Source organism: Siphonobacter sp. SORGH_AS_0500 (genome assembly GCF_002838835.1).
Lineage (GTDB): Bacteria > Bacteroidota > Bacteroidia > Cytophagales > Spirosomataceae > Siphonobacter.
The window spans coordinates 141,742-162,169 of the sequence record NZ_NHPP01000010.1; the positions used below are offsets into that span (position 1 = coordinate 141,742).

General features: G+C 44.8%; 16 protein-coding genes. 10 read left to right on the forward strand and 6 right to left on the reverse strand.

The genetic code is table 11. The features are described from left to right. Positions 1-36: 36 nt before the first annotated feature. From BWI96_RS13805 to BWI96_RS13815, 4 genes are all read right to left on the reverse strand, one after another. Positions 37-708, reverse strand: a complete 672-nt coding sequence (locus BWI96_RS13805; protein WP_106637199.1) for a hypothetical protein — start codon at positions 706-708, stop codon at positions 37-39. Between the two features lie 29 nt (positions 709-737). Next, positions 738-992: a hypothetical protein gene (locus tag BWI96_RS21625; RefSeq protein ID WP_157830367.1), complete on the reverse strand. Its 255-nt coding sequence runs from the start codon at positions 990-992 to the stop codon at positions 738-740. A 59-nt stretch (positions 993-1,051) separates the two neighbouring features. Beyond that, positions 1,052-1,834, reverse strand: coding sequence for a Fic family protein (locus tag BWI96_RS13810; protein WP_106637200.1), 783 nt, complete (start codon positions 1,832-1,834; stop codon positions 1,052-1,054). A 265-nt stretch (positions 1,835-2,099) separates the two neighbouring features. Continuing rightward, positions 2,100-2,492, reverse strand: coding sequence for a DUF1398 domain-containing protein (locus tag BWI96_RS13815; protein WP_106637201.1), 393 nt, complete (start codon positions 2,490-2,492; stop codon positions 2,100-2,102). A gap of 187 nt (positions 2,493-2,679) precedes the next feature. Here BWI96_RS13815 and BWI96_RS13820 point away from each other — a divergent pair, with 187 nt between their 5' ends. After that, a complete protein-coding gene (locus BWI96_RS13820; RefSeq protein WP_106637202.1) occupies positions 2,680-4,968 on the forward strand; it encodes a GH92 family glycosyl hydrolase in 2,289 nt (762 codons plus the stop codon). 195 nt (positions 4,969-5,163) lie between these two features. On the opposite strand, the gene BWI96_RS13825 is transcribed toward BWI96_RS13820, so the two are convergent. Then, positions 5,164-6,684 carry an RtcB family protein gene (locus BWI96_RS13825; RefSeq protein WP_106637203.1) on the reverse strand — a complete coding sequence of 507 codons (1,521 nt, stop codon included), beginning with the start codon at positions 6,682-6,684 and terminating at the stop codon, positions 5,164-5,166. Between the two features lie 312 nt (positions 6,685-6,996). Between BWI96_RS13825 and BWI96_RS13830 the strand changes: the two genes are divergently transcribed. Further along, a complete protein-coding gene (locus BWI96_RS13830; protein ID WP_106637204.1) occupies positions 6,997-8,262 on the forward strand; it encodes a sensor histidine kinase KdpD in 1,266 nt (421 codons plus the stop codon). Positions 8,263-8,271: 9 nt separating this feature from the next. Continuing rightward, positions 8,272-8,946 (forward strand): response regulator transcription factor, encoded by a 675-nt coding sequence (locus BWI96_RS13835; RefSeq protein WP_106637205.1) that lies wholly within the window; start codon positions 8,272-8,274, stop codon positions 8,944-8,946. A 640-nt stretch (positions 8,947-9,586) separates the two neighbouring features. On the opposite strand, the gene BWI96_RS13840 is transcribed toward BWI96_RS13835, so the two are convergent. Then, entirely contained in the window at positions 9,587-10,351 is a 765-nt protein-coding gene (locus tag BWI96_RS13840; protein WP_106637206.1) for a porin family protein, read from the reverse strand. On the opposite strand from BWI96_RS13840, the gene BWI96_RS13845 reads away from it, so the two are divergent. The 7 genes from BWI96_RS13845 to nrfD all read left to right on the forward strand — a co-directional run bounded on the left by BWI96_RS13845 (position 10,350) and on the right by nrfD (position 20,426). Beyond that, positions 10,350-11,375 carry a gliding motility protein gene (locus BWI96_RS13845; RefSeq protein WP_106637207.1) on the forward strand — a complete coding sequence of 342 codons (1,026 nt, stop codon included), beginning with the start codon at positions 10,350-10,352 and terminating at the stop codon, positions 11,373-11,375. The genes BWI96_RS13840 and BWI96_RS13845 overlap by 2 nt on opposite strands. 51 nt (positions 11,376-11,426) lie before the next feature. Further along, entirely contained in the window at positions 11,427-11,870 is a 444-nt protein-coding gene (locus BWI96_RS13850) for a hypothetical protein (RefSeq protein WP_106637208.1), read from the forward strand. Between the two features lie 66 nt (positions 11,871-11,936). Then, complete coding sequence (locus BWI96_RS13855; protein WP_106637209.1) at positions 11,937-13,754, forward strand: ABC transporter ATP-binding protein; 1,818 nt, start codon at positions 11,937-11,939, stop codon at positions 13,752-13,754. Between the two features lie 52 nt (positions 13,755-13,806). After that, entirely contained in the window at positions 13,807-14,232 is a 426-nt protein-coding gene (locus BWI96_RS13860) for a Fur family transcriptional regulator (RefSeq protein WP_106637210.1), read from the forward strand. A gap of 361 nt (positions 14,233-14,593) precedes the next feature. Beyond that, positions 14,594-15,823, forward strand: coding sequence for a cytochrome c3 family protein (locus BWI96_RS13865; protein WP_106637211.1), 1,230 nt, complete (start codon positions 14,594-14,596; stop codon positions 15,821-15,823). 59 nt (positions 15,824-15,882) lie between these two features. Further along, positions 15,883-18,945: a TAT-variant-translocated molybdopterin oxidoreductase gene (locus BWI96_RS13870; RefSeq protein WP_106637212.1), complete on the forward strand. Its 3,063-nt coding sequence runs from the start codon at positions 15,883-15,885 to the stop codon at positions 18,943-18,945. A 68-nt stretch (positions 18,946-19,013) separates the two neighbouring features. Beyond that, positions 19,014-20,426, forward strand: coding sequence for an NrfD/PsrC family molybdoenzyme membrane anchor subunit (nrfD, locus tag BWI96_RS13875; protein ID WP_106637213.1), 1,413 nt, complete (start codon positions 19,014-19,016; stop codon positions 20,424-20,426). Positions 20,427-20,428 lie beyond the last annotated feature (2 nt).

Sequence of the window (20,428 nt, forward strand, 5' to 3'; positions counted from 1 at the left end):
GTAGTTTTCATGAAATCAATCTGTATAATGGGTAATTTATTCATTTTCTGCTCGATACTTTTCTACCTGTAAAATGTTATCCTGAATATCCTGCATAATCCATCTGGCCCACCAGCTTGCATAGAAATTAAAGGTAGTTGTTAATTTAAAGTGACTATATAAATGCAATCGATACGTTTTGGAATTCAATTTTTCTAATTCATACGTTCCATTCAATACGTCAAAGTATTTACCTCCGATAACTACGTGTTCATCCAGCGTCGTTGATGGAATTTCGTGGGGATAAGCCTTAATTGAAAATACCATTTTCTTTTGAGGAATATACTCAGAAACAGTTTCATGGAAAACTAATCCATTCGTGAATATAGCTTCGCGATACGCTCCGACTCCTTCATAATTGAGGATGGCCTTGACGGGTCTAGGAAAGCCTAAGGCGTTGGTTAGCCAACCTGTATCTTGTTCTTTTTTGATTTCTTTAACTCTGGTAACATTACTCCATATTTTCTCGGCAGGAGCTTGAATATCGATAAAGGTATAAGCTTGATAGGTGCCTGGTATTGAGCCAACTGTCATTTCAAGTGGGGTAATGAGTAAAGGTACTAAGGGGATGGTAGATAAGTATACTCTTTTGTTCCGATTCCTATTTTTAAGTCTCCAGCCAATAAAGCCCCCTAGGGAAGCAGCTAGAAAAAAAAGCGGTAATACCATAAGCCAGCAGGCCCATCCTTCCCATCCCACTAGTAGAGTGAGTACGAAAAAAACAGAATAGGAACCCAGGGAGCAAAAAAGCGATAAGAACGTTCTTTCGCTTTTTCTTCACTGGAAAAAAAGATGGTCAGGATGCCCATGATGGTTGGTAAGCAAACCAGAAACGTAAGGGACATGACAGAATACAGTCTTTGCCAATCCTCAACCCCAAATAGATAACGGAGTATTAATCCATAGGCAACGGGAATAGCTATGACCTTGAGGTAAGTAAATATTTTATTCATTTAGATTAGGTAAAAATGTATGTTAATGAAGCGGTAAGAATAGAAAATACTAAGGGGTATTATTTATACACCAAACTCAAGGGTAACATCCTCAAAAAAGGTAAAGCCTTGTCATAATCCAAAGCCTTATAAAATAACCCAACTCTTCCCAGATGGTTATAGTAGTCCTGCAAGTGAGTATAGTAATAAAATTCACTCCCGAGGTACCAGGCTTTTTCACCCAGCTTGCTGGCGAGAAACCACTTTTCTAGCAAGCGGGCCGTTCGTCCATTCCCATCGTTGAACGGATGGATTTTTACAAAAACCAGATGAATAAAAGCGGCATAATAAAAGGCTTCTTCAAGACTTAATTCCTGCTGAATCAGGGCGTTTACTTCGCTCCAGAAAATCTCAAATTCTTCTTTTACTACATTTCCTGAAGCAGCCTCGTAGCGAATACGATTACTCTGCTGATCCATAATTAGCATGTTTCGGTTTCTTACCTTTCCTCTAAAAGCTTCGGGTAATAAATGTTCAGTAGCTATGGAATGAGCTTGAAGAAAATGGTTAAGTGTTAGCGAATGATCCCGGGCAAATTCATAGGCCCGATACAAATCATTGGGTTTCTCGGTTAGCGTTGGTAAATATTCGATATCAAGCAACTTATGCTTAACGTAACTGTCAACCTCCAGGCTTTCACCTTCGATTCGGGAAGAAGCCATGACCGATACCGCGGTGTAAAACTTGAAATTATCAATCGTCCAGTCTTTGCTTTTTAGCTCAGCAAAAGCTGCAGAAAAATCTAAAGTAAGTAGAGAAGACAGATAATCGTCGTAATAAGTGTTCGAAAGGGTTGCATTCATAGCGTACCAGCCGTTGGCTTTGAATGACCTAAGGTAGTGGGAAATGATGGTAGATTAATGACTCTTGAGATGACACAAGAAAACAAGCCTGTCATCCAGAGCGAAGAAGGATCTTATTGATTTGACGAGCTTACTTGGCTTAGGGAAAGCTTTACTCCTCTAAATCCGTCTCCTTCTGTAGAAGTTCTCTCACGTCGTTCGAGATGACAGGCGAGGGGTTTAGCCGTCGCTTTACGCAGGATGGCAGGAAAAGCCGAGTAATAAGTTAGTAACCAGGAATCTGTTCCACCAAAATCTCATTACCTGCCTGATCATAATAAGTACAGGTCATCTGCTGTAAAGAGACTATCCATTTCTCAATGCCTGTTTCAGCACAATGCTGACAGAATGTGTAATAATCCGTTTCTCCTCGCTGGTGAGTTTTCAGGTATTGCTTGAATGCCTCAGACTGATTGGTAGCTGCAATGCTTAGCTCCTCATATTGTGGCTGAGATGAAGTCTGATAATCATTTTCGCCGAAATAGTCCGTGTGACTGTCCTTTACCCAGGTTTCAAATGTCGTTACGCCTAGGGCCTTGATTTCCTGAATATATTTTGGAAAATCGGCTCCTGATTTTACTCTTTCATGAGCCTGTTCAATCTGTTCTACGGTAAACATGAGTGTAAGGTTTGGATTAAGGTTGAGACTAGGAGGGGAATCGTTTGTTTAAAGTCCGAATAGATCAATGGCTACAAACTTCGTTTGGCTTTCCAAAGGTTTTTCGGCTTTCTTCTGCTGGAAAATGAGTTGAAACCACCAAATTGCTACTTTTTCCATTGAATACCACTTTCTAAACATTTCATTAATGATACGCTCTTGTCTGCTTAGCCTGCTGGGCTTGTCGATGTTGACGGCAACCGCTCAGGAGGTGACCAAAGTAGCCGAACCCGTGGAATGGGTGAATACCCTCATGGGAACCCAATCGAAGCACAGTCTCTCTACTGGTAATACTTATCCCGCCATTGCCCTGCCCTGGGGAATGAATTTCTGGATGCCCCAGACAGGTAAAATGGGCGATGGCTGGGCTTATACGTATGACTCGGATAAAATTCGAGGGTTCAAACAAACTCACCAACCCAGTCCCTGGATTAATGACTACGGTCAGTTTGCCATCATGCCTACTACAGGTAAGCTTCGTTTCGATCAAGACGAGCGGGCCAGCTGGTTTTCGCATAAATCGGAAGTAGCTAAGCCTTATTATTACAAAGTATATCTGGCGGATCACGACGTAACCACCGAGATTGCTCCGACTGAGCGAGCGGCGGCTTTACAATTTACTTTCCCCGACAGTAAAGAATCCCGCGTGGTTATCGATGCCCTTGACAAAGGTTCATTCGTGAAAATCATTGCTGAAGAGAATAAAATTGTAGGTTACACGACCAAAAACAGTGGTGGAGTGCCTTCCAATTTCAAGAACTACTTCGTTATTCAGTTTGATCGTCCCTTTGCCAACACGATGGTTTGGAGTGGAAAAGATGCTGTCCCCAACAAAATGCAGGTGCAGGATAACCACGTAGGAGCAGTCGTTGGTTTTATTACCAAGAAAGGTGAGAAAGTATATGCTCGGGTGGCGTCTTCCTTTATCAGTGCCGAGCAGGCGGAATTGAATTTAAAAGAAATTGGTAAGGATGACTTTGCGACGGTCAAAGAAAAAGCCCGCAAAATCTGGAATAAGGAGCTGGGCCGTCTGAATGTAGAGGGCGGTTCGGTAGACCAAACCCGGACGTTTTATTCCTGCCTGTACCGTTCGATGCTATTTCCCCGCAAGTTTTATGAGCTGGATGCATCTGGAAAAGTCATGCACTACAGTCCTTATAATGGTCAGGTGTTACCCGGGTACATGTTTACGGATAACGGTTTCTGGGATACCTTCCGGGCACAATTTCCTTTCTTTAACCTGATGTACCCCAGTATGAATGCCCACATCATGGAAGGTCTGGCGAATGCCTATAAAGAAAGTGGTTTCTTACCCGAGTGGGCCAGCCCTGGTCATCGTGACTGTATGATTGGCTCGAATTCAGCTTCGCTGATTGCGGATGCTTACCTGAAAGGGGCTCGTGGTTTTGATATTAATACGCTGTACGAAGGAATCCTGAAAAATACCCAGAACGAAGGCCCATTGAGTTCCGTTGGCCGGAAAGGGGTAAAGTACTATAATGAGCTAGGTTACGTTCCTTACGATGTCAAAATCAACGAAAACGCGGCACGGACGCTGGAATACGCCTATGATGACTGGACGATTCATCAGTTAGCGAAAGCCCTTAACCGTCCGCAGGCGGAGATTGATTTGTTTGCGAAACGTAGCCAGAACTACCGCAATCTGTTTGATCCTGAAACCAAGCTGATGCGGGGTAAAAATAAGGACGGTAAATTCCAGTCGCCCTTCAATCCTTTCAAATGGGGGGATGCCTTCACCGAAGGAAACAGTTGGCACTACACCTGGTCGGTCTTCCATGATGTACAGGGTCTGGCTGATTTAATGGGCGGTAAGAAAGAATTCGTGAAAATGCTGGATTCGGTATTCGTAGTGCCTCCGATTTTCGACGATTCGTACTACGGTGGAGTTATCCATGAAATCCGTGAAATGCAGATTATGAATATGGGCAATTACGCTCACGGCAACCAGCCCATTCAGCACATGATTTACCTCTATAACTACGCGGGCGAACCCTGGAAAGCTCAGTACTGGCTGCGGGAAGTAATGGAGCGGATGTATAAACCCACGCCCGATGGCTATTGTGGGGATGAAGATAACGGTCAGACTTCGGCCTGGTATGTATTCTCCGCGATGGGTTTCTATCCCGTTTGCCCCGGCACCGACCAATATGTATTGGGTACGCCCTTGTTCAAGAAAACAACGGTTGAGCTGGAAAATGGCAAGAAAGTGGTGATTTCAGCGGCTAACAACAATGATAATAATCGCTACGTACAGTCTTTAAATGTGAACGGCAAGGCCTCTACGAAAAACTGGCTGAGCCATCAGGAATTAATGAAGGGAGCCACCATCAATTTCCAAATGTCTGCCAAGCCTAACAAGCAACGTGGAACGGCTGCCTCAGATGCCCCTTACTCGTTCTCAACGGCTAAAAAGTAGTTGTTGGTTGTTGGGTTGAGAGTTATTAGTGCAAAGTTTTAACCACAGGGTTACTCAAAAGTCAACACAGTAAACGCTGTGCATAACTCTGAGTAACTCTGTGGTTTATTAGTTTGACAGGTTTTGATTTCGTTTGAAGATTTGATAGAATCAAAACGTTTTCAAACCCTGTCAAATCAAATCTCTCAAACCAGATTAATCTTCCGCTTTCTCGCGACCATCAGCCATGCGGACGATTTTGGGTGAGAATTTCGCTAATACACTAACCAGATCCGTTTGAGCCGCCATGACATGCTCCAGGTTTTTATAGGCCATAGGAGCTTCGTCCAGATCGGCTCCAATAAGCGTAACGCCCGCCTCTTCCAGAGCTTTCTTTACGTCAGACTTTTGAATCGTCTGGATGGCTTTGGTTCTTGACATGAGTCGCCCTGCTCCGTGTGAAGCCGATTGCAGCGAAGCATCGAGCCCTTTTCCACGAACGACATAACCAGGCTGCGTCATCGAACCGGGGATAATCCCTAAATCCTTTTCACCCGCAGGCGTAGCTCCTTTGCGGTGAACGATCACTTCCCGGCCATCGGCCAGCGTTTCTTTCCAGGCAAAGTTGTGGTGGTTTTCCACCATTACCAGAGGCGACTGATTCAACGCCCGAGCCATTTTATTATGGATTTCGTGGTGATTGGCTGAAGCGTAGTCTCCCGCCAGATTCATGGCAATCCAGTATTCCTGCCCTTCTTGAGAATCTAAATCCAGCCAGGCCAGATGCTGAGCTTCTTTAGGAAGCTTTGTCTTCTGCATAGCCAGTTTAGAATAATGATTGGCAATGTTACCACCAAAACCCCGCGAGCCTGAATGGGAAAGCAAGGCCAGGTATTTTCCAGCGGGTAATAACTCGTCGGAAAGTACTTCCAGCTCTCCCCATTCCACAAAGTGATTTCCCGTCCCGGATGTTCCTAACTGCCGATAGGCCTTATCGCGTAACTCGCGAATGGGCTTGGTTGCCGACCATTCAGGTTTTTCAAAGAGGGTATCGTCAAATTTCTTCCGTGACTCACTTCCCATACCAAAATGCGTATGTTCGTTTAAAAGCGACTTCAGCAAACGGGTTTCGTTTTGAATCATCGAAGCAGGTAAGTCAAACACGCTCAGGCACATCCGGCAGGCAATATCCACACCAACGGCGTAAGGAATGACGGTATTAGCCGTCGTTGCCAGCACCCCGCCGATGGGCAAACCATAACCCTGGTGAGCATCGGGCATCAAGGCTCCGGCTTCTGCAATGGGTAACTGCATCGCCGTCTGCATCTGTTTGATCGCTCCTTCTTCGATAAAATCCGATCCGTAAACCTGGTAGGGCAGGGGTTCTTCGCGTAAAATAAACTCCCGCGTAGTCTGACCGGGCCGTGCAGGTAACTCATATACGGGGGTGCGGGCGGCTTCTACCGCCAGAATTTCCCGGGCATAATCAGTCAGGGTGATGGATAGCCCGGCATCTGCTATCTTCTTTACGGCGAGTCCGAGGTTGGTTAATTTATTTTTAGAGTACGCAAACTTCTTTGGGTTCTCCAACAACTGAGCAAAGAGCGTCATTACCTTATCTTTAGGATAAACGCCGTTTGAAATCAGGCCGTTAGAGACTCGTAGAAATTGCTTTTGTAATTCGGGAGAGTCAATGCCCAGGGCCAGTAACTCGTCCTGGGTAATAAGGGTTTCCATGTGAATTGAGGTTGAAATAAAACAAAAAAGCCCGAAACACGCAGTTCCGGGCTATATAGGGATACTTAGGCCTAAGTCATCCTTGAGGTGCTATCTCATCCGCCCGGAACCATCACGATCCTTCCGTCCAAAATCCGATGCCGGGTTTTGACGTAAGCTCATCTCTTGACGGTATGCTAGGGCGAAATTTTGCATTGCGGGGACAAAGATCGCACTTTTTCTTTATTTCCAAATTGGTAGCTGTCTGATTTTTATGAGTTAATGAAATGTTAATAACAGGCAGGCTTTCAGCACAACTGCTATTTTTGTTACATGTCCAGTCGTACACTTCGCATTTTTACGGTATTATCCGTCCTGCTGTTGCTGGGGTTAGCTCTGGTGCAATTTTACTGGTTCCGACAGGCCTATCAACTGGAAGACCGTGATTTTGATCAGCGAGTTACCTCTGCTCTACGGATCGTTTGCCGGCGAATGATCGACTATAATAATCGCCCCAATAGCTTACCTTTAAGACCCGTCGAACGGGTATCGGCCAATTATTATACCGTTCAGATTAATGATCAGATGGATCCGTCTGCTCTGGAGGTTTTTCTGAAACAGGAGTTTTCCCGGCATGACCTTAAAGCTAATTTTGAATACGGGATTTACGATTGCGAGCAGCATCAGATTCAATACGGCGGTTTTGTCTGCCATACCGCTAACTGCGATGACCAGAAGGCCATTAAAACGTCTTTTCCTAAAGTGGCCGGACAGAATTATTACTTTGGGGTCTATTTTCCCGAAAAGCGTAATTATGTTTTTGATCAGCTTAAATCATGGACCATTTCTTCGGTAGGAATTCTATTGGTTATCCTTTTTTTTAGTTACGCTTTATACGTCATTTTTAAACAGAAACGATTGTCGGAGTTACAAACCGATTTTGTGAATAACCTGACGCATGAATTTAAAACCCCTCTATCGACGATTCTTATTTCGACGGATGTATTAAGTAAACCCAATCAATCCTCTGAACGGCTGGCCAGTTATGCGGGTATCATTCGCAAAGAGGCATTACGGCTGAAGCAACAGGTAGATACAGTACTACAAACGGCTCAAAGCAATCAGCAAAAACTACAGTTAGAAAATCTGGATATTCACGAAGTCATTAAAGATTTAGTCGATCGCTTTCAACCCCGCATTCAGGAAGAACATATTCACATTACCCTGGAGCTAAAAGCTCAGCCCTCGATTATTCAGGCCGATCTCATGCACCTGACGAATGCTTTGTATAATTTGCTGGATAACGCTATTAAGTATTCCAGTCAGCATCCTGAAATAAGCATTCGTACGGAGGTAATTAAGCAGCGGGTGAGGATAGATATTCAGGATTGGGGTATTGGAATTTCGAAGGAACATCAATCCCGCATTTTCCATAAGTTTTTCCGCGTTCCTACGGGTAATGTGCATAACGTGAAGGGCTTTGGATTAGGGTTATACTACGTAAAAACCATAACCGAAGCCATGGGTGGGCAGGTTGCCATGGAAAGTGTGGAAGGGCAGGGCAGTTGCTTTACCTTGATTTATCCTGTCTTGAATTAAAAGAAACGTATGATTAAAATCTTGCTGGTTGAAGACGATGAAACGCTCGGCTTTGTCGTGGCGGATAATCTGCTTCAGGAAGGGTACGAAGTACATTTACAAAAAGACGGCAAACGGGGCTGGGAAGCTTTTTCGCAGGAACCCTACGATGTCTGTTTGCTGGATGTGATGTTACCGGAAATGGACGGTTTTGCTTTAGCCGAAAAAATTCGTTCGACCGGCAGCCAAGTTCCTGTTATTTTTCTGACGGCAAAATCTTTACCGGAAGATCGCATTCGGGGCTTTAAACTGGGGGGCGACGATTACCTGACCAAGCCTTTTAGTATGGAGGAATTAACCCTTCGCATTGAGGCTATTCTTCGACGAATGGATGCTAAAGCAGTGACTAATCAGGGCTTAACGTTGGGAGCGTATCAACTGGACTTAAAAAACCAGCGACTTATTTACGGGGCCAGTTTTATTAACCTAACTGCCCGGGAAGCGGATCTACTAAAAATGCTGGCCGAGCGGCCCAACGAAATCATTCCCCGTGAAGAAATCTTAAGCAGACTTTGGGGGAAGAGCGATTACTTTTTAGGAAGGAGTCTGGATGTCTTCATCAGCCGCCTTCGCAAATACCTTAGTCAAGATAAAAACCTACGCCTCGTAAGTGTACACGGCGTAGGTTTTCGGATTGAATTCTGATTAGTTTTCAGTTGTCGGTTTACTGTTTTCAGTTTAAGTCATTACAGAGCTCAACTCAGGCGTACGCTTGGTGTCTTTTTCTCTTAAAAGCTGTCTGAAATTTCTAATCGAAGACCTGCATGCGAATTGGAATGTGGGCCTCTACTTTGCTAGGGCTGTGACAGGCTTGTGAGAATGGCGAGTAGAACCTGTCTGATCGTAGGAACGAGATGGAATCTCGCACCAATGATTAACCCTTAACTGACCTCTCGAACGTAGCGAGAGACCTTGGGTGGAATGGGCGGAGCTAATTTAGCCAAGTTACCGAATGGCCCAACCAGCTCGAAAAAGGTCATAAGATCCTTCGCTTTGCTCTGAATAACAGACGTTGATGATGACCTTCAGGTATGAAAGGGTCTCAAATACCAACCGTGTCCCCGGATTTCATCCGGGGCTATCCGTATTTAACCCTTCCAGGGTTATTTTTAGTAAACCTATTTTAATAATGTTAACAACAACCCTAGCGGGGTTGAATATGAATAGCCCCGGATGAAATCCGGGGAAGCTCTTTCTCTAATGTTCCCTGAAGTAGGGTGAGGCTGTTTAAGAGAGTCCCCTAGTGGCAAAAATTGACAACGGCAAACTGAAAACAGACAACGGTTTAAAACTTATACGCTAAATCCAGAAAGAAGCAGTTATTCTTAATGGATAAATCATTGTCTCGGTAAATGTTAATCAGACCTCGTTGGTAGCTTATCCCGAAAACCAGGGCATCACTTCCGGATAAGGCATATTCTCCGCCGCCGGCTAGCAGCAAGTTAAAATCTCCGAATCCAAAAGCCCGGCTTCTGTTCTTCGATTCATTATAAATATAGAGAGCATTAATAGGAGCATTAATGGCTTTTTCGGCCAGCTTGATATCCGCTACCCCACCAAACTGCATAAACAGCCGCAGCCGATCGGCTACTTCGTTAGTTAATAATTTAAAAGTCAAAGGAATTTGCAGATACTGGAGGTTATATAAGGAAGACGTCGCCGTGCCGGGAGGGGTTAAGTCCTGCAGGAACGAGGTTGAATTTCTTACATGAACGCCCTTTACGGTGTACCACAAGCCCGTACTGAAGGCATATTTTTCAGAAAAGAAAATATCCGCAATGGGTCCGAGACTCATTCGCACTACCGCTCCGTTATTATCGAAGGAGTTATAATTCCCCCGGCTTTCCAGGCGGTTGCCACTAATAAAAGGCGATAATTTAAAACCCATTTGTACCCCCACGGGCCGATAGCGAACCATGCCCCTGGTGGTAGGATACGTTTCTTGCACTTTTCGGTATTGAGCAGAGGCTGAAAACGAAAGAATAAAGAAAAGCCCCAACAGGCCATTTTTTTGACTAATTTTGCACGATTTTTTGAAGAACGTTTTCATGAGAAAAATTTTGATTATCAGCTTTTTAGCTGGAATCTTGGGTGGTTTGGTAGCCTGCGATCAAACAAAGGATTCCGATCAATATACGGTAAAAAGCCTGCCCGGAGCTGATGCTATTCAAATTCAGTTGTCCATCGAACGGCTGGATTCTTCGCTTTTTGCTAGTACTACGCCTCAGCAATTCAAGCTCTGGGTTGATTCGCACGCGGCGTTTGTCAACAATTATTTCCTGAAAAATGGACTCCAGGACTCAACGCAACTGCTAACAGAATTGTACCGGAGAGTCAACGAGCCCAGCCTTCGGGAATTTTATAAACAAACGCAAGCCAGCTTCGGTAACTTTGACACGCTACGCTCGGAACTTACTACGGCCTTCAAAAATATGAAAGCTTATGATTCCAGTTTCAAAGTACCCCGCATTCAGCTGGCATTTTCTGGTTTTCTGGGCTCTGATCTAATCGTTAGCGATAGTGTAATCATTATTGGTCTGGATTATTTTCTCGGTTCGAAAGCTAAGTTTCGGCCTGACGTGTATGGCTATCAGATGTGGCGGTATAATCCCAAAGCTCTGGTACCTCAGATTCTCTTCGTCTTGTCTGAGCAATATGCCAAAAACAATCCACAAGACCAGACCATGCTATCCGAGATGATCAACTACGGCAAAGGTTACGTTTTTGCTCAAACCATGTTACCTCAAACGCCCGATAGTTTGCTAATTGGCTACACGGGCCGGCAGTTAGCGGAAACGAAAATCGCCCAGGATTTAGTGTGGGGGCATTTCATAGATAATAAACTTCTCTATGAAACCAATCCTAACAAGCGGATAAAGTACCTCGGTGATCGTCCCCAAACACCGGAGATTGGCCCTCGTTGTCCGGGCAGTATTGGTCGCTGGCTGGGTTGGCAGATCGTTCGGTATTATGAAATGAATAACCCGAATGTTAGTCTCCAGGAATTGATGAAAAATCAGGATGCCCGACAGATTCTCGAATCTTCTAAATATCGGGGGCAGGCGGAACAATAAATGACTTTTTTCACTTAAAGCTCAGGACTCAAACGTCTGCGGCTCCTTCTCATGTTTTTACTTTTTGCTTTTGCATTTGTCGTATTATTAGGTTTGGGCGGAATTATTTTTCTGATTGTGACGCTCTCTCAGGGAGAGTCCATGCGGGAAGGCCGTCTGAAAAAACTCATCTCGGAACGTCCTTCCATGGATGAGCAAACGTTTATCGCCGCTCTCATCCAGAAGGGTTACGAAGAGTCACTAGTCAAAAAGCTTTATTCTGAATTAGCCTGGTATCTTTCTGAACAACCTCAGTTTGGCCTTAACCCTTCAGATAATGCCGAAAAAGATTACTGGATTCCCAAAGAAAACATTACGGATTTAGCAGAGCGGCTATATGCCCAGGTTCAGGGCCGCCGCCCCTTGCTGGCTGATTGGGCCGCCTGGGACCAGCGGACGGGTAAAGCACCCATTGCAGTTTTGGAAAACATGCTCCGCTTTGCCACTAATAAGTAGAAAGATTGGGGTTAAGTGACGGATGAATGAACGCAAAACCCCGAACTCAAAACGTAAAACGCATTTATGGCTAAACGTCAAAGCTCCTTTGGTCAGGAACCATCTCCCGAAGACAAAAAGAAAGTCAGTCGGGCGGGGCTTAATAAAGCATTACATATTTTTCGGTTCGTTAAACCTTATCGTGGGCTTTTTCTGATCGGTTTGGTCTTTCTGGCTCTTTCTCAGTTAACCATGATGTCTTTTCCCTTATTGATTCGGGAAATTGTGGCAGTACTGGAAAAGAAATCACAGTTCTCACTCAATCAGGTACTCATTGCCTTATTTGCAGTATTGGTAGGACAGGCGATTTTCTCTTTTGCCCGGATTTATTACTTCACGCGGGTGAGTGAGCGGTCAATGGCCGACGTTCGCAAGAGTTTATACACAAAGATTGTAACCTTACCCATTCGGTTCTTCGAGCAACGCAGAGTAGGAGAGTTGATGAGTCGTATGACTTCCGACGTTACTCAGTTACAGGATGTGTTAACCATCACCCTGGCAGAGTTATTACGGGGCGTGGCAACCCTGGTGATTGGAATCGTAGTGATTCTGACGATTTCCTGGAAACTTACCTTATTCATGCTGGCCACTTTTCCAGTGCTGGTAGTAGCCGCGATGGTGTTTGGGAAGTTCATTCGCACGATGTCTAAGCAGGCCCAGGACGAACTGGCTTCGGCTAATATTATTGTGGAAGAAACGCTTCAGTCTATTAATATAGTAAAAGCATTCACTAATGAAAAACTGGAAGTAACCCGTTATACGACGGCTTTGAATCGGGTAGTTAACACCGCCTTGAAAGCTTCCATGTACAGAGGTGGCTTTGTTTCCTTCATCATTTTTGCTCTCTTCGGCGGCATCATTGGCGTAGTTTGGTACGGAGCAACACTAGTATTAAACGGTGAAATGATCATGGCCGATCTTTTTGGCTTCGTATTATACACTGCCTTCATCGGTGGGTCAGTGGGTGGTTTAGGTGATATGTATGCTCAGGTGCAGAAAACCATTGGTGCTTCCGAGCGTATTCTGGAAATTCTGGAAGAATCTTCAGAAGTTGAACTTGATCAAACCAATCTGATTCGCAAACCTACTCTGGACGGCAGTATTGAATTTAAGAATGTAGGCTTTAGTTACCCTTCCCGCCCCGATATTCAGGTATTGAAAAATATTAACCTCCACGTTCAGAAAGGCGAGAAAATTGCTTTAGTGGGTTATTCAGGAGCCGGTAAGTCGACTATAGTGCAATTATTAATGCGGTATTACCGGAGCCAGCAGGGACATATCTTAGTGGATGGACAGCCGATTGATCATTACTCAATCACTGATTACCGCAGCCACATGGCCGTTGTGCCGCAGGAAGTGATGCTATTTGGGGGTACCATTCGCGAAAATATAGAATACGGTCGTCCTGGAGCTACGGACCAGGAAATCGTAGAAGCGGCCCGTAAAGCCAATGCCTATGATTTTATTACCTCTTTTCCCGAAGGATTCAATACCATTGTCGGCGAACGGGGGGTTAAACTTTCGGGTGGTCAGCGGCAACGCATTGCCATTGCCCGGGCGATTCTGAAAGATCCCGCTATTTTAATTTTGGATGAAGCGACGTCTTCACTGGATGCGGAATCAGAAAAACTCGTCCAGGAAGCCCTGGATGGCTTAATGGAAAATCGGACTACGATTATTATTGCTCACCGTCTGGCCACAATTCGTAATGTTGATCAGATTTATGTACTTCAGCAGGGAGAAATCATCGAAAGAGGAACGCACGAGGAATTGTCTTTACTCGAAGATGGTTTATACAGTGGGCTCGTGAAGTTACAATTTGAAAATGCCCTGAAAATGGAATAACTTGGCTTCCAGCTTCCCACGGAGTTTTGCCAGCCTAACTATACTAATACCCATGAACAAGCTCGTGCCTGCTACGTTAAAGCAACATAATCTGCGGCATACCGAAGCCCGGGAAGAAGTGCTTGACTTATTTTATAATAAAAGCTTTGCCCTCTCGCATGGGGGGCTGGAAAGTGAGCTACAGGAGCGTTTCGATCGGGTAACGATTTATCGAACCCTAAAAACCTTTCTGGATAAAGGCATTATTCATAAAGTTCTGGATGACGAAGGAACTGTGAAGTACGCCATGTGCAAAGATGCCTGTCAGTCGGAAGATCACACCCATCATCACGATCATGTGCATTTTAAGTGCTTGTCTTGTGGTCAGACTACTTGTCTGGATCACGTGAAGATACCCAGCCTAGCTCTACCCGAAGGATATAAACGACAGGAAATCAATCTTCTTGTGCAGGGCACCTGCCCCGATTGTAAGTCTTGATAATTGAATAATAAAACAAAAAGCTCCTACCCAAGAGGGTAGGAGCTTTTTGTTTTATTTGTAGATTTTATTGTGCAATACTTTGAAAATTTGTTAGAAGTTATTGATTATTAGAACATTAATCATTTTTCAGTAAAAAGAAGATTGAATTAATAGGAGAAGGGGCTTCTAAATCGCTGATCAGCCTAACAAAAGTTTGCGTACTTATTTAGAATAAATTTAAATAGATATTTTTCATCTAGTTTTGGCATTTCGGAAAAATCCTGAGTTTGAAGAACAACGATCCGATTGTAGTTTTGTGAGCCCGGAATGGGTCTATACGGGCATCCCGTACTGAAAATAAAAGTTGAAAAGTATTATTATGATCAAACGAGCACTTAGCTACTTCTTCGGGACCGCAACGGCTATCGTTCTGACGTTGTGGAGTAGCACGTCCGGCTTTGCACAGGATCCCGCAAAAGGCGAACAGCTCTTCACCAACAACTGTGCTTCCTGTCACAATGTAGGAGAGCAAAAGCTGATCGGCCCCGGTTTAAAAGACGTTGACAAGCGTCATGACGAAGCCTGGTTAATCAAATGGATTAAAAACCCAGCCGGCATGGTAGCTAGCGGTGACGAAGCAGCTACTAAACTGTACGATCAGTATAAGCCTATTATGATGACCGCCTTCGGAAGCCTTTCCGACGACGACATCAAAAGCATTTTAGCTTACGTTAAAGAAAAGAATTCAGCTCCAGCTGCTCCAGCAGCAGGTACAGCAGTAGCTGGCGGCGGCGGTGGTGCTGCTCAAGGCGACGGTGAACAATCATCTGGTTTCTTCGGTATTGTTTTAGTAGCTCTGCTGGTAGTAATGATTCTGATGCTGGTTGCTCTGTTTGGCATCCTGACGGTTCTAAATCGTTTAGCGACAGTTGATCCCTCTTCCCCCGAAGCTCAGAAGATTCCCTTCTTTGCTCGTTTGAAAGAAAGTACTGGCAAACTAGGTAACAGTCCTGCGTTCCGTACAGGTGCTTTATTATTATTCGTCCTATTGGCGGGTAAAGCTACTGTAGATGGTATGTACGGAATTGGTATTCACCAGGGTTTTGCTCCTAAGCAACCCATCGCGTTCTCACACAAGCTGCACGCAGGTGAATACAAAATTGACTGTAACTATTGCCATACGGGTGTTAACAAAGGCAAGCAAGCGAATATTCCTTCGCCTAACATCTGTATGAACTGCCATAATGCAATCAAAGGATCTTCCCCTGAAATTCAGAAAATTTACAGAGCTATCGAGAAAGATCAACCTATCGAGTGGATTCGCGTTCACAACTTACCTGATCTGGCTTACTTCAATCACTCTCAGCACGTAAACGTAGGCGGTCTGCAATGCCAGCAATGCCACGGCGAAGTAGAGAAAATGGAAGTAATCGAACAACGCTCTACGCTGACCATGGGCTGGTGTATTGATTGCCACCGTAAGACTAGCGTGAACTCTAAAGACAACCATTACTATGACAAACTGGTTGAGATACACAAAAAAGACGGTGTTAAAGACATGAAAGTGGCTGACATCGGTGGGCTGGAATGCTCTAAGTGTCACTATTAATATAATAGGGCGGCTCTGATAAAGAGCCGCCTTTCCCCAACACGAGTTTTTCTAATAGAATGGAAAATACTACGAAGCGATACTGGCGAGGAATAGAGGAGTTACGAAACGATCCTGAGTTCGTAAAGAATGCTCATCGCGAATTTGCCGATTCATCTGATATTACCGACGGAGGTGGAACCTACCGTCGTGACTTCCTTAAAATGCTGGGCTTTGGTGTAGCAGCTGTTTCTTTAGCTGCCTGCGAAGCTCCTGTACGGAAAGTTATTCCTTACTTAAACAAACCCGTTGATGTTGAACCAGGGATTGCTAACTGGTACGCATCAACTTTTACTGATGGGGGTGAGTACTGCTCCATTTTGGTAAAAACCCGCGAAGGTCGGCCTATTAAAATTGAGGGTAATCCTCAGTCAAGTATTTCTCAGGGTGGCGTAGGTACTCGCGTACATGCTTCAGTGCTGAGCTTATACGACAACGAAAAACTGCGTGATCCTCAAAAAGGGGGCAAGAAAATTGAGTGGACTGCTTTAGATAAAGAAGTAGCCGCTGGATTAGCTTCTGCTCAGAATATTCGCATCGTCTCTGGTACGATTTTGAGCCCTACGACGAAAGCGGTTATCGAAGCATTCAAAGCGAAATACCCTTCTACGGTTCATGTAGCTTACGACGCCAGTTCTGCTTACGGCTTAACCCAAGTACATGGTGGACAACTACCTGCATTTGATTTCAGTAAAGCTAAAGTTATTGTAAGCCTTGATGCCGATTTCTTAGGTACCTGGATTGCTCCTGACGAATTCTCGAAGCAGTGGGCTGCTGGTCGTAAGTTATCTTCGGCAAAAGGTGGTAATAAGCAAATGTCTCGTCACTATGACTTCAGCACGCTGATGACATTGACGGGTGCTAATGCGGATTACCGGGGTCGTTTGAAGCCTTCTCAGTCCGGCTTGGTAGCGTCTACGTTACTTCGCCTGGTGGGTGGTTCTTCAAGTACGGCTGACGTTAAAGTTGAATTCCTTGAAAAAGCAGCACGCGATCTGAAAGCAGCTGCTCCCGGAACTACACTGGTAGTTTCTGGTTCGAATGATCCTAACGTACAGGTAGTTGTAGCAGAAATCAACCGTATCTTAGGTAACTACGGTACAACAATTGCTGGTACAAGTAACTACAAACAAGGTAATGACGCGGCTTTTGACGGATTTGTAAATGACCTGAAAGGCGGTCGTGTTGACGCGGTTCTGTTCTACGGAGCTAACCCTGTTTACGATAGCCCTCGTGGTAAAGAAATCGCTGACGCCCTTGCTCGTACGAAACTAAGCGTATCGTTCTCTGATCGTGCGGATGAAACGGCTTCTCTATGTCAATTCATTGCTCCTGATTCTCACTACTTAGAATCATGGGGTGATGCAGAACCTAAACCAGGGTTCTATTCTATTGTACAGCCTACGATCTCAACAATTTTCAATACGCGTCAGGCTCAGGCAAGCTTATTGACATGGGCTGGACAAAATGCTGATTACTACGAATTCCTGACTCAGAACTGGGCCACGAATATCCTGAAAACAGCTAGCAAAGAAGCCTGGAACAAAGCTGTTTACGAAGGCGTATTTGAGCCTGCTAAAGGGACGGTAGGAGCTGCTCCCGCAGTAACAGGCGATCTGATTACAGCTTTAGGTAAAATCAGTGGTACCTATAAAGCTTCGTCTACCGTACTTGAATTCGTACCTTACGAAAAAGTAGGTATGGGTACTGGTTCTCAGGCTAATAACCCTTGGTTACAAGAATTCCCAGATCCGATTTCAAAAGCTACGTGGGACAACTACGCAGCTATTTCTCAGGCTACTGCGAAGAAATTGGGCGTTCACCAGAATGACATGGTGAAACTGGAAATCGCTGGTAAAGAAGCTATTGAACTTCCCGTTCTGATTCAACCTGGCCAAACTAACGACACCGTATCGGTTGCTATCGGTTACGGTCGTTCGAAAGCAGGTAAAGCAGCAGATGGCGTAGGTAAGAACGTATTCCCTTGGATTAAATCAGTTGGTGCTGAAATTAAAGTAACGCCAACCGGTAGCCAATATAAGTGGGGTATCGGTCAGACTCAAACTCACAACACCGTAATGGCTCGTGAGTCTGTGTTACAAGAAACGATTCTGGCGAAATACCAGGAAAACGTACAGGCTGGCCGCTTCATTCCTAAAATTCAGACTTCTGAAGGAGCAAAAGATGCTACGGACATCACGCTCTGGAATGGTCACGAAAAGAAAAATCACAGCTGGGGAATGGTCATTGACCTGAACCTTTGTACAGGTTGTGGTTCTTGCGTAGTGAGCTGCCAGGCTGAAAACAACGTTCCTGTAGTAGGACGTAAAGAAGTAGTGATGCGTCGTGAAATGCACTGGATTCGCATTGACCGCTACTATTCTTCAGTACAGCCTAAAGAAGGAGAAAGCGTATTCCAGGAATTAGAAACGCTTGAAATTGCTTCTGATAACCCAGAGGTAGTATTCCAGCCTATGCTTTGCCAGCATTGCTCGAATGCTCCCTGCGAAACGGTATGTCCAGTATTAGCAACGACGCATAGTAATGAAGGTCTTAACCAGATGACGTATAACCGTTGTATTGGTACTCGTTACTGTGCGAACAACTGTCCTTACAAGGTACGTCGTTTTAACTGGTTCAAATATTTTGATGAAGATCGCTTCCCTTATCACTACAACAATGATCTGGGTAAAATGGTCATCAACCCTGAAGTTACTGTACGTAGCCGTGGGGTAATGGAGAAATGTTCATTCTGCGTTCAACGTATTCAGGCGACAAAACTGGCTGCGAAAAAAGAACGTCGCAGACCTTATGCTAACGAAGTACAGGTAGCTTGTTCGCAATCCTGCTCTACGGGTGCGATTATCTTCGGTGATATGAACAACCCAGAAAGCGAAATCTCACAAATTCTGGCAGTGGAACAACAAGGTCGTGCCTTCCACATGCTTGAAGAGATTAACGTGTTGCCACAGATCAGCTACCTGACGAAGATTCGGAATAAGGATGAAGCGGACTCGCAAGCTCCTCACAAAGAGGAAAAGCATAAAGAGAACGAACACAAGCATCCTAAGTCACACGTATAAGTAAGTAAACACTGAGTTCAGACTTGTTCTGGACTCAGTATTCATTCGAACTCTGAAAATTTAGAAATATGTCACACGTTAGTGCTGTTGTAAGGCCTCCTTTGGTGACTGGTGGGAAATCCTACCACGATATTACCGAGGACGTATGTCGGCAGGTAGAAGGCAAGCCTACTGCTTCGTGGAAAATCGTTTTCGGCATTTCTACTATCGTACTGCTTCTGGGAACTGCTTCAGTATTCTGGACCTGGTGGGACGGTTTAGGAAACTGGGGATTAAATAAAACGGTAGGTTGGGCCTGGGATATTACCAACTTCGTATGGTGGGTAGGTATCGGTCACGCCGGAACGCTGATTTCAGCAATCTTACTTTTATTCCGTCAGAAGTGGCGGACTTCAGTTAACCGTGCTGCGGAAGCAATGACAATTTTCGCGGTTATCTGTGCAGCTAGCTTTATCTTAATGCACGCAGGTCGTGCGTGGTTAGCTTACTGGTGTATTCCTTTCCCTAATACCTACGGCTCAATCTGGGTTAACTTTAACTCTCCACTGGTATGGGACGTATTCGCTATTTCTACGTACTTCTCAGTATCTTGTTTGTTCTGGTACGTAGGTCTGATTCCTGACCTTGCTACGATTCGCGACCGTGCGAAAAACAAAGTATCCAAGTACATCTACGGATTACTCTCCATGGGTTGGAACGGTAATACTAAAACTTGGTTCCGTTACGAATACGTATCGTTGATCCTGGCTGGTATTTCTACTCCTCTGGTACTTTCTGTACATACGATTGTATCGTTTGACTTTGCTACGTCTGTTATTCCAGGCTGGCACACAACGATCTTCCCTCCTTACTTCGTTGCAGGGGCAATTTTCTCTGGCTTCGCCATGGTAAACAACCTGCTGTTGATTATTCGCTGGACCTTTAAGTTACAGGATTACATCACGATCGAGCACATCGAAACGATGAACAAAATCATCACCGTGACGGGATCGATTGTAGGTATTGCTTATATTACTGAGTTCTTCATTGCCGCTTACTCGGGCGTAGAATACGAAAGTTATGCCTTCATTAACCGTGCCTTCGGTCCTTACTGGTGGGCATATTGGGCGATGATGAGCTGTAACGTAATCACTCCTCAGTTCTTCTGGGTTCGTAGCATCCGTCGTAGTATTACCTGGACTTTTGCTCTGTCTGTAGTAGTAAACATCGGTATGTGGTTCGAGCGTTTCGTAATTATCGTAACCTCTCTGCACCGTGATTACCTGCCTTCAAGCTGGGCTATGTTCTCTCCAACAATCATCGATATTGGTGACTACGTATTCACATTCGGTTTATTCTTCTTCCTGTTCCTGCTTTTCGCTAAGTACTTACCCGTAATTAACATGGCGGAAGTAAAAGGAGTAATGAAGAGTTCTTCGGAACGTTTCCCTTACAAAGTGAAACCAAACACGAAGAAACCAGGCGAACACGTGACCGAATAACC

Excerpts from the sequence above, each read along its gene's own strand:
- BWI96_RS13810 (WP_106637200.1), bottom strand. The coding sequence starts at position 1,834 with ATGAATGCAACCCTTTCGAACACTTATTACGACGATTATCTGTCTTCT.
- BWI96_RS13835 (WP_106637205.1), top strand. The coding sequence starts at position 8,272 with ATGATTAAAATCTTGCTGGTTGAAGACGATGAAACGCTCGGCTTTGTC.
- BWI96_RS13825 (WP_106637203.1), bottom strand. The coding sequence starts at position 6,684 with ATGGAAACCCTTATTACCCAGGACGAGTTACTGGCCCTGGGCATTGAC.
- BWI96_RS13845 (WP_106637207.1), top strand. The coding sequence starts at position 10,350 with ATGAGAAAAATTTTGATTATCAGCTTTTTAGCTGGAATCTTGGGTGGT.
- BWI96_RS13830 (WP_106637204.1), top strand. The coding sequence starts at position 6,997 with ATGTCCAGTCGTACACTTCGCATTTTTACGGTATTATCCGTCCTGCTG.
- BWI96_RS21625 (WP_157830367.1), bottom strand. The coding sequence starts at position 992 with ATGAATAAAATATTTACTTACCTCAAGGTCATAGCTATTCCCGTTGCC.
- BWI96_RS13815 (WP_106637201.1), bottom strand. The coding sequence starts at position 2,492 with ATGTTTACCGTAGAACAGATTGAACAGGCTCATGAAAGAGTAAAATCA.
- BWI96_RS13855 (WP_106637209.1), top strand. The coding sequence starts at position 11,937 with ATGGCTAAACGTCAAAGCTCCTTTGGTCAGGAACCATCTCCCGAAGAC.
- BWI96_RS13840 (WP_106637206.1), bottom strand. The coding sequence starts at position 10,351 with ATGAAAACGTTCTTCAAAAAATCGTGCAAAATTAGTCAAAAAAATGGC.
- BWI96_RS13870 (WP_106637212.1), top strand. The coding sequence starts at position 15,883 with ATGGAAAATACTACGAAGCGATACTGGCGAGGAATAGAGGAGTTACGA.
- nrfD (WP_106637213.1), top strand. The coding sequence starts at position 19,014 with ATGTCACACGTTAGTGCTGTTGTAAGGCCTCCTTTGGTGACTGGTGGG.
- BWI96_RS13860 (WP_106637210.1), top strand. The coding sequence starts at position 13,807 with ATGAACAAGCTCGTGCCTGCTACGTTAAAGCAACATAATCTGCGGCAT.
- BWI96_RS13805 (WP_106637199.1), bottom strand. The coding sequence starts at position 708 with ATGGTATTACCGCTTTTTTTTCTAGCTGCTTCCCTAGGGGGCTTTATT.
- BWI96_RS13820 (WP_106637202.1), top strand. The coding sequence starts at position 2,680 with ATGATACGCTCTTGTCTGCTTAGCCTGCTGGGCTTGTCGATGTTGACG.
- BWI96_RS13865 (WP_106637211.1), top strand. The coding sequence starts at position 14,594 with ATGATCAAACGAGCACTTAGCTACTTCTTCGGGACCGCAACGGCTATC.
- BWI96_RS13850 (WP_106637208.1), top strand. The coding sequence starts at position 11,427 with ATGTTTTTACTTTTTGCTTTTGCATTTGTCGTATTATTAGGTTTGGGC.